The organism is Actinomycetospora sp. CA-053990 (genome assembly GCF_050948445.1).
Lineage (GTDB): Bacteria > Actinomycetota > Actinomycetes > Mycobacteriales > Pseudonocardiaceae > Actinomycetospora > Actinomycetospora callitridis.
The window spans coordinates 2,363,530-2,378,161 of the sequence record NZ_CP192043.1 but is presented as its reverse complement, the minus strand read 5'-3'; the positions used below and the strand labels follow the sequence as shown (position 1 = coordinate 2,378,161).

Here is a 14,632-nt window from a genome sequence, read left to right as displayed (position 1 = left end):
GGTCCCTGTCTACCGGAGTACGTCACGTCCGGCGCACGGTTGCGACGCACTCGACGTGATGGGTCATCGGGAACGCGTCGAACGCACGCAGCGTGTCCAACCGGTAGCCGTGCTCGGCCATCGCGGCGACATCGCGGGCGAGCGCCGCGGGGTCGCAGGCGACGAGGACGATCCGCTCGGCACCCTGCTCGGCGAGCCGGCCGGCGAGGCCGCGGCCCAGCCCCTTGCGCGGCGGGTCGGCGACGATCACCGCGGGCGGCCCGGGCAGCCCGTCCAGCACCTTCTCCACCCGACCCCGCACCACCTGCACCGCCGGCAGATCGGAGAGGCACTGTCCCGCCGCCGCGGTGGCCGCGGGGTCGCTCTCGACGAGCACCACCCGACCCCCCGGCCCGACGCGCTCGGCCAGCGGGGCCGCGATGAGCCCGGCGCCGCCGTAGAGGTCCCAGGTGCACGCGCCCGCCGCGACGTCGCCGACGCCCTCGAGCACGGCGGCGACCACCGCGTCCGCGGCGTGCGGGTGGACCTGCCAGAACGCCTCCGCGGGCAGCTCCCACTCGCGGCCGGCGGCCTGCTCGTGGGCGGTGCCGCTGCCCAGCGCGGGGTGCCGGACGCCCTCGAACAGCTCTGCGGCGTGCACCTCGCCCGCGGCGTCCCGGACGATCTCGACCTCCGCGGTCGGCGTCCACTCCCGCTCCAGCACGGGCAGGAGCGCCCCCGGCGCGGCGATCGGGCAGTCGCCGACGGGGAGCACCTCGTGGCTGCGGTGCGCCCGCAGGCCCGGCCGCCCGTCGTCGGTGACGGCCATCCGCATCCGGGTGCGCCAGTCCAGGGGCCCGCCGGGCAGCTCCTCGACGGTGACCTCGCGCTCGATCCCGGCCAGGCGGGAGAGCTGCTCGGCGACGACCACGGCCTTGAGCTCGCGCTGCAGGGCCGGCTCGGCGTGCTGCCAGTCGCAGCCGCCGCACCCGCCGGGTCCCGCCCACGGGCAGGGCGGCTCGACGCGCTGCGGCGAGGCCACGAGCACCGCGACCGCGTCGGCGCGGCAGAACGAGCCGCCGGCGTCCTCGGTGACCGCCGCCCGCACCCGCTCGCCGGGCAACGCGTGGCGCACGAAGACCACCCGGCCCTCGTGACGCGCGACGCAGTGGCCGCCGTGCGCGACCGCCCCGACGTCGAGCTCGAGCAGCTGGTCGGTCCAGTCGGTGACGGCGGGCTCGGCGGCGGGCTCGGCGGCGGGCTCGGCGGCGGGCTCGGCGGTGGGCTCGGCGGCCCCCTCGGCGGGCGCGCTCATCGCGGCCGCGCCGGCGTCTCGTCGCGCCCGCCTGCGGAGCGCCGGGACGGCGAGCGGCCGGCCGTCGCGGGGCTCGGCGGCGGCGCCGGGGCGGCGTCGGCCGGGACCGCAGGGCCGCCCGTACCGGGCGGCGGCTCGTAGCCACGGCGCGCCGAACCCGGCGCGCCGGGGGGACGGCGGGCCGCCGCCCGCTTCGAGGACTCGAGCTGCCACGGCACGCTGACCACCATCACCCCGGGTTGGAAGAGCAGGCGGCCCTTGAGCCGCAGGGCGCTCTGGTTGTGGAGCAGCTGCTCCCACCAGCGCCCGAGCACGTACTCGGGGATGAAGACGGTGACCACGTCCCGTGGGTTGTCGGTCCGGATGCGCTTGACGTACTGCAGGATCGGCTTGGTGATCTCGCGGTAGGGCGACTCGACGACCTTGAGCGGCACGGGGATGTCGCGGCGCTCCCACTGCGCGACCAGCGCCCGGGTGTCGGCGTCGTCGACGTTGACCGTCAGCGCCTCGAGTACGTCCGGGCGGGTCGCGCGGGCGTAGGCCACCGCCCGCAGCGTCGGCATGTGCAGCTGCGAGACGAGCACGATCGCGTGGTTGCGGCTGGGCAGCGTGCTGGTCATCACCTCCGGGGCGGCGATCTCCTCGGAGATCCGGTCGTAGTGGCGCCGGATCGACAGCATCAGGAGGAAGGCGAGGACCCCGGCGACGATGGCGATCCACGCGCCCACCACGAACTTCGTCACCAGCACGACGAGCAGCACCGTGCCGGTCATCGCCGTGCCGAAGCCCGAGACCCAGCGGGAGCGCCGCAGCCGGCCGCGCTCGGTCGCGTCCGTCTCGGTGCCGAGCAGGCGCGTCCAGTGCCGCACCATGCCGGTCTGGCTCAGGGTGAAGGAGACGAAGACGCCGACGGTGTAGAGCGGGATCAGCGCGGTGACCTCGGCGCTGAAGCCCACCACCAGCACGACCGCGAAGAAGGCGAGGAACAGGATGCCGTTGGAGAACGCCAGCCGGTCGCCGCGGGTGTGCAGCTGGCGGGGCAGGTAGCGGTCCTGGGCGAGGATCGAGCCGAGCACGGGGAAGCCGTTGAACGCGGTGTTCGCGGCGAGCACGAGGATCAGCGCCGTGAAGATCGTCACCGCCCAGAAGCCGGGCGGGAAGCCGTCGAACACCGTCCGCGCGAGCTGCGCGACCAGCGTCTCCTGCCGGTAGCCGGCCGGGGCGCCGACGAGCTGGTCGCCCGGCCGCTCGGCCATGACCACGCCCGACGCGCGGGCCAGGGCGATCATCCCGGAGAACAGGAACACCGAGATCAGCCCGAGCATCGCCAGAGTGGTCGCGGCGTTGCGCGACTTGGGCTTGCGGAACGCCGGCACCCCGTTGCTGATGGCCTCGACGCCGGTCAGGGCCGCGCAGCCCTGGGTGAACGAGCGCAGGACGAGGAAGACGAGCGCCAGCTGGGTGAGGTCGTCGGTGGAGTCGCCGCCGCCCTCGGGGAGCACCCCGAACCCGGCGCTCGGGGCGACCAGTGCGTCGCCGGAGGCCAGCCGCAGGGCACCGACGACGATCATGCCGACCATGCAGACGATGAAGCAGTAGACGGGGATCGCGAAGGCGGCCCCGGACTCGCGCACCCCTCGCAGGTTGACGGCGGTGAGGATGACGATGGCCGCGACCGCGAAGAGCACCTTGTGGTCGCCGACCAACGGCACGAGCGCGCCGAGGTTGTCCGCGGCCGAGGACACCGACACGGCGACCGTGAGCGTGTAGTCGACCAGCAGGGCGCTGGCCACGGTCAGCCCGGCGTACTTGCCGAGGTTCACCGTCGCGATCTCGTAGTCGCCGCCGCCCGACGGGTAGGCGTGCACGTTCTGGCGGTAGCTCACCACCACCGTGACCAGCACGATGATCACCGCCACGCCCACCCAGGGCGCGAGCGCATAGGCCCCCAGCCCGGCCAGCGACAGGGTGATCAGCACCTCCTGCGGCGCGTAGGCCACCGACGACAGCGCGTCGGAGGCGAACACGGGCAGGGCGACCCGCTTGCGCAGCAGCGTGCCCTGCAGCTCGTCGCTGCGGAACGGCAGGCCGAGCAGCAGGCGCTTGGTCGCCGTGGCGAGCTTGGACACGTGGCGAGCGTAGGCGCGTCCACACCGACCAGCGCATCGGTGGGTACGCCGTCCGGGGAGATACGGTGCGCACCGCCCGTCCGGGGATGTTCCGGCGCGGCCGAGCGAGGATCGGGGAGGCGGCGTGCACATCGTCGTGATGGGCTGCGGGCGCGTGGGGTCCTCCCTCGCGCTGGCCCTGGAGCGGCTGGGCCACGACGTGGCCGTGGTCGACCGCGACGCCCAGGCGTTCCGCCGCCTCGGCAGCGACTTCCACGGCCAGGAGGTCGTGGGCACCGGCTTCGACCGCGAGACGCTGACCGCCGCGGGCATCCACCGCGCCGAGGCGTTCGCGGCGGTCTCCTCCGGGGACAACTCGAACATCATCGCCGCGCGTGTGGCCCGCGAGACCTTCGGCGTCTCCCACGTCGTCGCCCGCATCTACGACGCCAAGCGCGCCGCGGTCTACGAGCGCCTCGGCATCCCCACCGTCGCCACCGTGCCGTGGACCACCGACCGCTTCCTGCGGATGCTGCTGCCCGACGGCGTGGCCACGGCCTGGCGCGACCCGTCGGGCACCGTCGCGATCATGCAGGTGCACTTCCACGAGGACTGGGCGGGCCGGCCCGTCACCGAGCTCGAGGAGGCCACGGGCAGCCGCGTGGCCTTCATCGTCCGGTTCGGCACCGGCGTGCTCACCACGCCGGAGACGGTCCTGCAGGCGGAGGATGTGGTGTACACGGCCGCGGTCAGCGGCACGGTCGCCGCGGTCACCGCGGCAGCGGCGGCGTCGCCGGAGAGGGCGGAGCAGTAGTGCGTGTGCCCGGGAGGTACGACCGATGCGTGTGACCGTGGCGGGCGCCGGGGCGGTGGGCCGCTCGATCGCCGCCGAGCTCGTCGAGGCCGAGCACGAGGTGATGCTCATCGAGCGCGACCTCACCCACGTCGAGCCCGAGGCCGTCCCGCAGGCCGAGTGGGTGCACGCCGACGCCTGCGAGCTCGCCTCCCTCGAGGAGGCCCGCGTGCAGGGCTGTGACGTCGTCATCGCGGCGACCGGCGACGACAAGGTCAACCTCGTCGTGTCGCTGCTCGCGAAGACCGAGTTCGCCGTGCGGCGCGTCGTGGCCCGCGTGAACGACCCGCGCAACGAGTGGCTGTTCACCGACGCCTGGGGCGTCGACGTCGCCGTGTCCACCCCGCGCATGCTCGCGGCGATGGTCGAGGAGGCCGTGTCCGTCGGCGACCTCGTGCGCCTGATGACGCTGCGCCAGGGCACGGCCAACCTCGTCGAGGTCACCCTGCCGCCCAACACCCCGCTGGCCGGGCGCGCCGTGCGCGAGGTGCCCCTGCCCCGCGAGGCCGCCCTCGTCGCGATCCTGCGCGGCGGCCGCGTGATCGTCCCCCAGCCCGACGACCCGATCGAGCCGGGCGACGAGCTGATGTTCGTCGCCGCCGAGGACCTCGAGGAGGAGATCCAGCGCGTCCTCAAGGGCGAGCCGGAGGCGGGTTAGCGGGCCCGTCGGGAGTGGGGGCGGGTCCCGGGTCGTGCCTGCGCCTGCCGGCTGCGCCGGACCGCCCACACCGTGACCGCGGCGGCGACGGCGGCCAGCGGCACGCCCATCGCGATGCGGACCCAGCCCAGCCAGGTGTCGGCGTAGACGGAGTCGTAGAGCCAGCGCTGGACGACGAAGCGCGCGCCGAACACGACGACCCAGGCCAGCGACGCGATGTCGAACGCGCGGCGCACCGCGACGTCCCGGCGCCACGCCTGGCCCTCGCCGTTGACGAGGTGCCAGATGACCCCGACCAGGGGCCGCCGGACGATCACCGACAGCAGGAAGACGCCGCCGTAGATCAGGCTCGTCCAGATGCCGAGCAGGAAGAAGCCCTTGGCCTCGCCCGTGCGCCAGGCGATGAACGCGCAGACCGCGACGCCGAGCAGGCCGGACAGGGCGGGCTGGACGGCCTCGCCGCGCGTGAGCCGCCAGCCGGCCACCAGGAGCGCGGACGCGACCGCCGCGACGATCGACGCCACGAGGTTGCCGGCGACGGCCTGGGCCACGACGAACACGACCACCGGCACGCCGGAGGCCACGATCCCCGAGATCCCGCCCATCTGGTCGAGCAGCGTGGGGTTGCGCGGCGCGGGGGCGTCGGCTCCGGGATCGGGGTCCGGCTCGTCGACCTCGTCCCGGATCACCGGCGTGCCCAGGGCCTCGGTCTCCGGCTCCTCGCGGCGCGGGGCGCCGGGTTCGCCGCCGAGGCCGCGCACGGGACCCGTCGGGGGGTCGATCGGGTCGGCCGGGCCGGCTGCTGGGTGGGGCTCGGAGGGGCGCGTCTCGGGTCGGATGGCGGTCTCCCGGAGGACGGCGGACGGCCCGGGCGGGGCGTCCCGCACCGGCCGGCGGCCGGTGGGACCACGGTACTCAGTGCGTCCGCTGGAGCTCGTAGTACGGGTTGTAGATGACCTTCCGCCCGTCGCGGACGGCCACGCGCCCGCTGGCGCGCACGGTGCGACCAGGCTCGATGCCCGGGATCCGGCGGCGTCCCAACCACACGAGGGTGACGCCGTCGGTGCCGTCGAAGAGCTCGGCCTCGAGCGTGGCCACCGAGCCGCGCGGACAGATCTCCACCGAGCGCAGGCGGCCCTTGACCGTCACCGCCTCGCCCGTGCTCGAGTCGCACGCACGGTTGCATCCCGACCGGACGGCCTCGGCGGACAGGTCGTCCGCATCGAGGTCGCCGACGTCGGAGGTGAGCCGACGGACCATGCGTCGCAGGAATCCGCTCTCGGCGCTCATGACCGCTCCTGTGCCGTCACCGCGGACGACGCCTCGATCGGGCGCCGTCGGCCGCGGACTGAGACCGAGAATAGTCCTGTCGTGCGCGATCGGTCGCCCGTGTCCTGCAGGTCACGGCCTGCTCAGCTACGGCCCGGTGAGGTGCCCGCCCCGGGCCGCTGCGGCAGCATCATCGGGATCACCGGACCCTCGGGCCGGGTGATCTGCCGGGGCTTGGTGGGCATCGACTCGACCAGCGAGTCGGCGAACTCCTCGGGCACGTCCTCGGGCACGTCGAGCGGCAGCAGCGAGCGCACCGGCAGCGCGTCCGACGAGCGGACGACGACCGTGCCGCGGAGCATCTCGCGCAGGAGCCCGTGCAGCTTGAGGGCGTGCTGGACCGGCCCGGTGCCGACGCCGCGCAGCATCCACCGCGGTCCCTCGACGCCGATGACCCGCGCCACGGTGGTGCCGTTGCGGGCCACCAGCTCGCGGCCCCACTCCCCGCGGTCGCGCCGGATCGTCGCGCCCTCCTTCTGGAGCTGGGCGGCGAGCTCCTCGACCAGCTCGGGCCAGAGGCCCCCGGTGCGCGGCGCGGCGAAGGCGCTGACCGTCAGCCGACCCTCGGGGACCATCGCGTGCACCGCCCGCAGCGGGCCGGAGGGGTCGGGCTCGGCCTTGAGACGGGCACCCCGCGGCACGGGCAGCTGCACCGAGCCGAGGTCCAGGCGCAGTCGGCCGTCGCGCGGCGCCTCCTCGGCGTCCCACGGGCCCTGTCGCTGGTGGTGACGGCGTCCCGCGGGGTCGGCGGCGACGCCGACCTGGGCCACCCGCCCCGCGCGCTGCCGGTGACGCCCACCCCGCACGTCCTCGCTCACCGCTGGTCTCCTTCCGTACGACGTCCCCCGCCGGCGACCCCGGTCGATCCGAAGCCGCCCTCCCCCCGGGCCGAGGGCGCGTGCGCGGCCAGGGCCTCGACGTCGTCGACGCCCTCGAGGACCCGGAACACCGTCTCCTCCACCCGCTGGACGACGAGCTGGGCGACGCGGTCGCCGCGTCGCACGTTCACCGTGCGGGCCGGGTCGTGGTTGACCAGGCACACCTTGACCTCGCCGCGGTACCCGGCGTCGATCGTCCCGGGTGCGTTGAGCAGCCCGATGCCCTCGCGGACGGCGAGCCCCGAGCGGGGCATGACGAAGCCCGCGTAGCCCTCGGGGAGCACGATCGCGAGCCCGGTGCCCACGAGGGCGCGCTCGCCGGGAGCGAGGGTCACGTCGTGGGCGGCTGCGAGATCCGTGCCGGCGTCGCCGGGACGGGCCTGCGCCGGCACGGGGAGCCCGGGATCGAGGCGGACGAGGTCGACCTGCACCACGGCGCGCGAGACTACTCTGGGTGTCGTGAGCTCCCCACGGCCCTCACCGGGATCCGACGCGGGCCCCGGGGACGGGGCCGACCACGACGAGCGCCTGACGGTGCCGTGGTGGTGGTGGCCGCCGGCGCTGCTGATCGCGGTGCTCATGGCGGCCGAGCTGCACATGGGCTATCCGGGCGTGCGCTCCTGGCTGCCCTACGTGCTCCTGCTGCCGCTGGCGGCGGCCGTGCTGATCTGGTTGGGCCGCGTGCGTGTCGGGGTCGGCACGCCGTCGGGAGAATCGGCGCGCGAGCTGCGCGCCGGCGTGGCCCATCTCCCGGTGTCGCTGGTCGGACGGGTCGACGTCGTCACCGGCGAGGCCAAGCGGGAGGCACTCGGCCCCCAGCTCGACCCGCAGGCGTTCGTCCTGCACCGTCCCTGGGTGGGGCCTGCCGTCCGGATCGAGGTGCTCGACCCGGACGACCCCACCCCTTACTGGGTCATCTCCACCCGTCGTCCGCAGGAGCTCCTCGCGGCCCTCAGGTGAGGGTCACGCGGCGCAATCGCGGCAGATGAAGAGGCCTCCTCGCTGGTCGGCGAGGCGGCTGCGGTGATGGACCAGGAAACAGCTTCCACAGGTGAACTCGTCAGCCTGCTTGGGCAGTACGCGGACCGTCAGTTCCTCGCCGGAGAGGTCGGCCCCGGGGAGCTCGAAGCTCTCTGCGGTGTCGGTCTCGTCGACGTCGACGGCAGCGGACTGCGCTTCGTTGCGCCGGGCCTTGAGCTCCTCGAGGGAGTCCTCACCCATCTCGTCGGTCTCGTTGCGGCGCGGGGCGTCGTAGTCGGTCGCCATGCGGTTTCCCACCCTCGGTCTTGCCCGGTTGCTGCCGGAGGTATCTCTGTCGTGCGGCAGCACAACGCGGGAGGACGGCCGTTTGTGCCGGACCGGGAAAGTGACCCGGGTCTCACCGGGGTGACCCGGCGCGGACGAACGCGACGTCCGCGCAGAGGCTGCGGAGCGGCGGGAGGGTAACCCACGCGACCCCGCGCGGTCAGCCGACCCCGGTGACAGCGGCGCGGCGGAACGGACACGACCCGGCAACCCGCAGGTCACACCCCTCTCACCACCGCCGCACCACCGGCCCCGCCACGCCGGACCGCGGCCGGGGTCCGCCGCACACGGGGACCACTACTCTGGCCCCGACGCGGCGGGCCGAGGTCTCCCGCCGCGGTCGGGGCGGGAAGGGGCGTCGGTGGTCGGCACGTTCAAGGCGGGCACGTCACGCGTCCGCGACGTCTACCGGCGGCGCAACATGGTGCCGGCCACGGTGCTGGTGGCCGTGCTCGCGGTGGCGAGCATCGTCACCTGGACCATCGTGTTCACGAACTCCACGGCGGGCTCGGTGACGTCCTGCAACGCCTCGCCGGTGGCCGGGGCGGGCGCGCCGCAGGCGTCCGACGCGCTGGACGACCAGCAGGCCGCCGCGCCCGGCGACGTGCGCGTGAAGGTCCTCAACGGCGCCGGCCAGCGCGGCCAGGCCCAGCTGGCGGCCGCCGAGCTCGGCGAGCTCGGCATCGCCGAGGCGGCCCCGCCCGACAACGACCCCTTCTACCCGGCACAGGACCTCTCCTGCGTCGGGCAGATCCGCTACGGGCCCGAGGGCGCGTCGGCCGCGCGCACGCTGAGCCTCGTGGTGCCGTGCGCCGAGCTCGTGTCCGACCGCCGCACCGGCGGCGAGGTCGACCTGGCGCTGGGCGACGACTTCCGCGACATCTCCCCCGGCCAGCCCGTCACCGAGGCCCTGAGGGCGCTGGGCCGCCAAACGGCCACCGACGGCTCGGGCGCCCCGGCCCCGACGCCCGACGACGCCACGCTGACCGCCCTGCGCTCGGTCGACTGCAGCTCCTAGATCCCGCCGGCCCCCTCGGCGGCGAGCAGCGCCACCAGCGACGCCACGATCCCGGGCGGGGCGGCGAGCGTCGCCTCGTCCCCCAGCCCGTCCTCACCCGGCCCCGGCAGGCGCACGACCGCCCCGGCCTCCTCGGCGATCAGCTCCCCGGCCGCGACGTCCCAGGGCTGCAGGCCGTGCTCGTAGAAGCCGTCGAGCCACCCCGCGGCCACCGCGCAGAGGTCGAGCGAGGCGCAGCCGGTGCGACGCACGTCCCCGATCGACGTGGCGATCCTGGCGAGCACCGCCGCCTGGCGCCCGCGGCGGGCCGGGTCGTAGTTCAGTCCCGTCCCGACCACGCCGAGGCGCAGGTCCTCGAGGGCCGAGGCCCGCAGCGGCTCGTCGTCGCGGAAGGCGCCGTGGCCGCGCGCCGCGCGCCACACGCGTCCCGAGACCGGTTCCACCACCGCGCCGGCGACCACGACCCCGTCCACCTCGGCCCCGATCGAGACCGAGAACCAGGGCAGGCCGTGGGTGTAGTTCACGGTGCCGTCGATGGGATCGACGATCCAGCGGACCTGGCCCGGGGCGGGCGTGCCGCTGGTGCCGCCCTCCTCGCCCAGCACGAGGTCGTCGGGACGGGCGGCGGCCAGGCGCTCCCGGACCAGGGCCTCGCAGGCCCGGTCGCCCTCGGTGACGACGTCGGTGGCCGAGCTCTTCGTGTCCAGCCCGCCGGGGTCGGCGACGGCCCGCTCGCGCACCGTGAGGGCCAGGGCGGCGGTCTCGCGGGCGATCGTCACGGCGAGGTCCTCGAGCACCTCCTCGTGCACCGGGGAGTCCATGAGGAGCATCCGACCACACGCAGGTGGCCGCCCGGCGACGCCCGGACCACGGGCCGGGGCGGCCCGCGAGGACCCTCGGAATCGATCCCGTGACCGGCCGCGACGAGGACTCGTCCGCCGTCGGACCTGTGAGGTGCGACGGACTCGCCCGACGCTCGTTACAATGGATGCTGAGCCGAGGCGGTACACCCGGGGGACGGGGACCTTGGCGTGCCCCTCCCCCTTCCGGGTGGCCCTCCGGCGGCCCGGCCCGTCGATACCACCGCCGTGCAGCCGTTCGTCACGAAAGGTCGTCTGTGGCAGCCGCAAAGTCCGCAACCCGACGCCGCGTCTCCGACGCCGCCGACCCCGCCGAGGCCCCTGCGGGCCCGGTCGGTGTGGTCGCGACTCCCGAGGATGCGGAGGCGCCCGCGACGGCCCCTGCGAAGAAGGCCACCCGCTCCGCCAAGGGCGCCAAGAAGGCCGCGCCCGCCAAGGGCAAGGGCGCGGCGAAGACCGACGCCCCCGAGGGTGCGGAGGACGCCGACGGCGCCGCCGACGAGCCCGAGGGCGCCGACCTCGAGGGCCTCGAGGGCACCGAGCTCGAGGCCGCCGCCTCGGAGCTCACCGAGGACGTCGTCGTGCTCGGGGCCGAGGTCGTCGAGGCCACCGAGGTCGAGACCGAGGAGCCCACGGAGGAGGACAAGAAGTCCGGCGACTTCGTCTGGGACGAAGAGGAGTCCGAGGCGCTGCGCCAGGCGCGCAAGGACGCCGAGCTCACCGCGTCGGCCGACTCGGTCCGCGCCTACCTCAAGCAGATCGGCAAGGTCGCCCTCCTCAACGCCGAGGAGGAGGTCGAGCTCGCCAAGCGCATCGAGGCCGGCCTCTACGCCTCCGAGCGGCTGCGCAAGGTCGCCGAAGCCCAGCAGGAGCTCGCGACGCAGATGCGGCGCGACCTGCGGTGGATCGTCCGCGACGGCGAGCGCGCCAAGTCCCACCTGCTCGAGGCGAACCTCCGCCTCGTCGTCTCGCTGGCCAAGCGCTACACCGGCCGCGGCATGGCGTTCCTGGACCTCATCCAGGAGGGCAACCTGGGCCTCATCCGTGCGGTCGAGAAGTTCGACTACACCAAGGGCTACAAGTTCTCGACCTACGCGACGTGGTGGATCCGCCAGGCCATCACCCGCGCGATGGCCGACCAGGCCCGCACCATCCGCATCCCGGTGCACATGGTCGAGGTCATCAACAAGCTCGGCCGCATACAGCGTGAGCTGCTCCAGGACCTCGGGCGCGAGCCCACTCCTGAAGAGCTGGCCAAGGAAATGGACATCACCCCGGACAAGGTGCTGGAGATCCAGCAGTACGCCCGGGAGCCCATCTCGCTCGACCAGACGATCGGCGACGAGGGCGACTCGCAGCTCGGTGACTTCATCGAGGACAGCGAGGCCGTGGTGGCCGTCGACGCGGTGTCCTTCACGCTGCTGCAGGACCAGCTGCAATCCGTCCTCGCCACGCTCTCCGAGCGCGAGGCCGGCGTGGTCCGCCTGCGCTTCGGCCTCACCGACGGCCAGCCGCGCACCCTCGACGAGATCGGCCAGGTCTACGGCGTGACGCGCGAGCGCATCCGTCAGATCGAGTCGAAGACGATGTCGAAGCTGCGCCACCCGTCGCGCTCGCAGGTCCTGCGCGACTACCTGGACTAGACGCTCACGACGACGGCCCCCGAGCTCCGGCTCGGGGGCCGTCGTCGTGTGCGGGGCAAGTGACAGACCCCGGTCGGCGGGCCAGGCTCACCCCGTGGCTGCCCCGCCCCTCCTCGAGCGCGCGGACGCGCTCCGGGAGCTGCGCGCGTGGAACGACGAGGCCGCGCGCGAGGGCCGGCTGGTGCTGCTGCGCGGCGAGGCGGGCATCGGCAAGACCAGCCTCGTCGACGCCTTCGCCGCCGGGCGGGGCCGGGTGTGGCGCGGGGCGTGCGAGGCGATGTCGACACCGCGCCCGTTCGCCCCGCTGCTCGACCTCGGCACCGCGGCCGGCCCCGAGCTGACGACCGCCCTCGCCTCCGGCAGCAACCCGGTCGAGGTCTTCGGCGCGGTCCTCGCCGCACTGTCCCGGCGACCCGGCCAGGTGCTCGTCGTCGAGGACCTGCACTGGGCGGACGACGCCACGGTGGACCTCGTCCGCTACCTCGCGCGACGGCTGGCCGAGGTCCCCGCCCTGGTCGTCGTGACCTACCGGGACGACGAGATCGGCCCCGACCACCCGGTGCGCGTGCTCCTCGGCGACCTGGCCTCCCACCGGGCCGTGCGCCGCCTCGACCTGCCCGCGCTGTCCCGGGAGGCCGTGGCGCAACTGGCCGGGACCGCCGACGTCGACGAGCTCTGGGCGTCCACCGGCGGCAATCCGTTCTTCGTCACCGAGGTGCTCGCCACCGGCGGGCCGCGCGTGCCCGCGACGGTGCGCGACGCCGTGCTCACCCGGGTGACCCGCCTGCCGGGCGCCGCCCGTGACCTGCTCGAGGCCGCCGCGGTGCTCGAACCGCCGGTGGACGTCACCGTCCTGCGCGCCGCGGCCGGGGTGAGCGCCGGGGCCCTCGACCGGTGCGTCGAGTCCGGCATCCTCGGCGCCGCCGTTCCCGGGGCCGACGGCAGCACGGTGGCGTTCCGGCACGAGCTGGCGCGCCGGGCGCTGCTCTCCACGATCCCTCCGGGACGTTGGGTCGACCTGCACCGACGGGTCCTGGACGTGCTCGAGGACACGGACACCTCGCCGGCGACCCTCGCCCACCACGCCGAGGCGGCCGGGGCACGCCCGGCGACGCGCCGGCACGCGGAGCGCGCGGCGGTCGAGGCGGCCCGCCTCGGCGCCCACCAGCAGGCGGCGGACCAGTACGGGCGAGCGCTGCGCGCCCTGCCCCCCGCCGCCGACGCCGAGCGCGCCGACCTGCTCGTCCGTTGTTCGCTCGAGCGCGCCCTGGGCGACCACACGGCCGAGGCGACGGCGGACGCCGAGGAGGCCCTGCGCCTCTGGCGCGCCCTCGGTGACCGTCTCCGCGAGGGCGACACGCTGTGCTGGCTCGCCCGGCTGGCGTGGATGTCGCAGCGCAACGACGACGCCGACCGCCGGGGTCGGGCCGCCGTGGCTCTGCTCGAGGAGCTGCCGCCCGGCGTCGAGCTCGCCCGGGCGCGGGCCACCGTCGCGCAGCACCTCGCCACGTTCTCGTCCCAGGACGAGGCGCAGGAGTGGGGCCACAGCGCCCTGGTCCTGGCCGAGGCGCTCGGCGCGCGGGAGATCGCGGCGCAGGCGTCGATCGACCTCGGACTCGCCCGCGCGTTGAGCGGCGACCCGGGCGGGACCGGCCAGATGCGGTCGGGCATCGCGGCGGCCGTCGCCGCCGGGTCCGACGACCACGCCGCCCGCGGCCTGTTCCAGCTGGTGCGCGTCGCCTGCCAGTACCTGCGCCACGACGAGGTGGACGCCTGCGCCGAGGCCGCCGAGGCCTTCTGCGCCGAGCGGGGCGTCGAGTTCTGGGGCGACTACGCCCGCGCCTTCCGGGCCCAGAGCCGGATGCACCGCGGGCAGTGGGACGCGGCGGCCGAGGACGCCGCATCGCTCTGGCGCACCACGACCGCGACGTCGCCGGCCGTCCGGAGCGTCACGACCGCCCTCACCCTCGGGCTGATCCGGCTGCGGCGGGGGAGCCGGACCCCGACGGCCTCCTCGACGCCGCGGCCACCCGGACCGCGAGCGTGCCGGACCTGAGCGCGACCCTCGGGGTGGCCGCCGCCCGGGCCGAGGCGGCCTGGCTCTCCGGCGCCACGGACGGGATGGCCGACGAGATCCGCACCGCCTGGGCGAGGACGGCCGGCACGGCGCTGGGCGGGTGGTGGAACGCGGAGCTGCTCTGGTGGCTCCAGGTGCTGGGGGCGCCGGAGGCGGACGGGGAGCACACCGGGGTGGCCGCCCACGTCGCCGGTGGCTGGCGGCGCGCGGCCGAGGGCTTCGGGGCGCTGGGGCTGCCCTACCACCGGGCCCTGGCGCTGGCGGAGTCGCACGAGGAACCGTCGCTGCGCGCCGCCCTGGCCATCGCGGGCGACCTCGGCGCGCTGCCGCTGGGCCGGGTCGTGTCCCGGCGGCTCCGGGCCCTCGGCGCCCGCCGCATCCCGCGCCTGTCCCGGACGGACGCCGACACCGGCCCCCTGACGGCCCGGGAGCGCGAGGTGCTCGCCCTCCTCGTCGAGGGGCTCCGGGACGCCGAGATCGCGGGCCGCCTGCACGTGTCCGAGCGCACCGTGAACCACCACGTCTCGGCCGTGCTCCGCAAGCTCGCCGTGCCCTCGCGCGCGGCCGCCGTCGCCCGGGCCGTGCGCGGAAGATAGGCAGTCACGCCCA

15 protein-coding genes are annotated in these 14,632 nt (G+C 75.2%); 7 read left to right on the top strand and 8 right to left on the bottom strand.

Going from position 1 to position 14,632, the window contains the following annotated elements; all coding sequences use genetic code 11:
* Positions 1-22: 22 nt before the first annotated feature.
* The gene (locus tag ACQPYN_RS12105; protein WP_433037101.1) at positions 23-1,294 is read right to left on the bottom strand and encodes a class I SAM-dependent RNA methyltransferase; all 1,272 of its coding nucleotides are present in this window, start codon (positions 1,292-1,294) and stop codon (positions 23-25) included.
* Positions 1,291-3,423 (bottom strand): APC family permease, encoded by a 2,133-nt coding sequence (locus ACQPYN_RS12100; protein ID WP_433037099.1) that lies wholly within the window; start codon positions 3,421-3,423, stop codon positions 1,291-1,293. The genes ACQPYN_RS12105 and ACQPYN_RS12100 overlap by 4 nt, the downstream gene beginning before the upstream one ends.
* Positions 3,424-3,547: 124 nt before the next feature.
* Here ACQPYN_RS12100 and ACQPYN_RS12095 point away from each other — a divergent pair, with 124 nt between their 5' ends.
* On the top strand, positions 3,548-4,216 hold the full coding sequence (locus ACQPYN_RS12095; protein ID WP_433037097.1) for a potassium channel family protein: 669 nt from the start codon (positions 3,548-3,550) through the stop codon (positions 4,214-4,216).
* Between the two features lie 25 nt (positions 4,217-4,241).
* Positions 4,242-4,913 carry a potassium channel family protein gene (locus ACQPYN_RS12090; protein ID WP_433037095.1) on the top strand — a complete coding sequence of 224 codons (672 nt, stop codon included), beginning with the start codon at positions 4,242-4,244 and terminating at the stop codon, positions 4,911-4,913.
* Here ACQPYN_RS12090 and ACQPYN_RS12085 read toward each other — a convergent pair.
* From ACQPYN_RS12085 to dut, 4 genes are all read right to left on the bottom strand, one after another.
* Entirely contained in the window at positions 4,910-5,674 is a 765-nt protein-coding gene (locus tag ACQPYN_RS12085) for a DUF3159 domain-containing protein (protein WP_433037093.1), read from the bottom strand. The genes ACQPYN_RS12090 and ACQPYN_RS12085 overlap by 4 nt on opposite strands.
* Positions 5,675-5,828: 154 nt before the next feature.
* The gene (locus tag ACQPYN_RS12080; protein WP_274189274.1) at positions 5,829-6,203 is read right to left on the bottom strand and encodes an OB-fold nucleic acid binding domain-containing protein; all 375 of its coding nucleotides are present in this window, start codon (positions 6,201-6,203) and stop codon (positions 5,829-5,831) included.
* Between the two features lie 122 nt (positions 6,204-6,325).
* Positions 6,326-7,060: a DUF3710 domain-containing protein gene (locus ACQPYN_RS12075; RefSeq protein ID WP_433037091.1), complete on the bottom strand. Its 735-nt coding sequence runs from the start codon at positions 7,058-7,060 to the stop codon at positions 6,326-6,328.
* On the bottom strand, positions 7,057-7,551 hold the full coding sequence (gene dut, locus ACQPYN_RS12070; protein WP_433038851.1) for a dUTP diphosphatase: 495 nt from the start codon (positions 7,549-7,551) through the stop codon (positions 7,057-7,059). The genes ACQPYN_RS12075 and dut overlap by 4 nt, the downstream gene beginning before the upstream one ends.
* Positions 7,552-7,579: 28 nt before the next feature.
* Between dut and ACQPYN_RS12065 the strand changes: the two genes are divergently transcribed.
* Positions 7,580-8,080: a DUF3093 domain-containing protein gene (locus ACQPYN_RS12065; RefSeq protein WP_433037089.1), complete on the top strand. Its 501-nt coding sequence runs from the start codon at positions 7,580-7,582 to the stop codon at positions 8,078-8,080.
* Positions 8,081-8,083: 3 nt separating this feature from the next.
* On the opposite strand, the gene ACQPYN_RS12060 is transcribed toward ACQPYN_RS12065, so the two are convergent.
* Positions 8,084-8,386, bottom strand: a complete 303-nt coding sequence (locus ACQPYN_RS12060; protein WP_133825164.1) for a DUF4193 domain-containing protein — start codon at positions 8,384-8,386, stop codon at positions 8,084-8,086.
* Between the two features lie 400 nt (positions 8,387-8,786).
* Here ACQPYN_RS12060 and cei point away from each other — a divergent pair, with 400 nt between their 5' ends.
* Positions 8,787-9,443 (top strand): envelope integrity protein Cei, encoded by a 657-nt coding sequence (gene cei, locus ACQPYN_RS12055; RefSeq protein ID WP_433037087.1) that lies wholly within the window; start codon positions 8,787-8,789, stop codon positions 9,441-9,443.
* On the opposite strand, the gene ACQPYN_RS12050 is transcribed toward cei, so the two are convergent.
* Positions 9,440-10,264 (bottom strand): inositol monophosphatase family protein, encoded by an 825-nt coding sequence (locus tag ACQPYN_RS12050; RefSeq protein ID WP_433037085.1) that lies wholly within the window; start codon positions 10,262-10,264, stop codon positions 9,440-9,442. The genes cei and ACQPYN_RS12050 overlap by 4 nt on opposite strands.
* Before the next feature lie 296 nt (positions 10,265-10,560).
* On the opposite strand from ACQPYN_RS12050, the gene ACQPYN_RS12045 reads away from it, so the two are divergent.
* The 3 genes from ACQPYN_RS12045 (at position 10,561) to ACQPYN_RS12035 (ending at position 14,619) form a co-directional block, all read left to right on the top strand.
* A complete protein-coding gene (locus tag ACQPYN_RS12045) occupies positions 10,561-11,946 on the top strand; it encodes an RNA polymerase sigma factor (RefSeq protein ID WP_433037083.1) in 1,386 nt (461 codons plus the stop codon).
* Positions 11,947-12,040: 94 nt separating this feature from the next.
* Positions 12,041-14,002 carry an ATP-binding protein gene (locus ACQPYN_RS12040; RefSeq protein ID WP_433037081.1) on the top strand — a complete coding sequence of 654 codons (1,962 nt, stop codon included), beginning with the start codon at positions 12,041-12,043 and terminating at the stop codon, positions 14,000-14,002.
* The gene (locus ACQPYN_RS12035) at positions 13,990-14,619 is read left to right on the top strand and encodes a helix-turn-helix transcriptional regulator (protein ID WP_433037079.1); all 630 of its coding nucleotides are present in this window, start codon (positions 13,990-13,992) and stop codon (positions 14,617-14,619) included. Before ACQPYN_RS12040 ends, ACQPYN_RS12035 begins: the two co-directional genes overlap by 13 nt.
* Positions 14,620-14,632: the final 13 nt, after the last annotated feature.

What these genes read in the sequence shown, in the direction of transcription:
- ACQPYN_RS12105 (WP_433037101.1), bottom strand. Translation starts at nt 1,294, where the DNA reads ATGAGCGCGCCCGCCGAGGGGGCCGCCGAGCCCACCGCCGAGCCCGCC.
- ACQPYN_RS12090 (WP_433037095.1), top strand. Translation starts at nt 4,242, where the DNA reads ATGCGTGTGACCGTGGCGGGCGCCGGGGCGGTGGGCCGCTCGATCGCC.
- ACQPYN_RS12080 (WP_274189274.1), bottom strand. Translation starts at nt 6,203, where the DNA reads ATGAGCGCCGAGAGCGGATTCCTGCGACGCATGGTCCGTCGGCTCACC.
- ACQPYN_RS12060 (WP_133825164.1), bottom strand. Translation starts at nt 8,386, where the DNA reads ATGGCGACCGACTACGACGCCCCGCGCCGCAACGAGACCGACGAGATG.
- ACQPYN_RS12050 (WP_433037085.1), bottom strand. Translation starts at nt 10,264, where the DNA reads ATGGACTCCCCGGTGCACGAGGAGGTGCTCGAGGACCTCGCCGTGACG.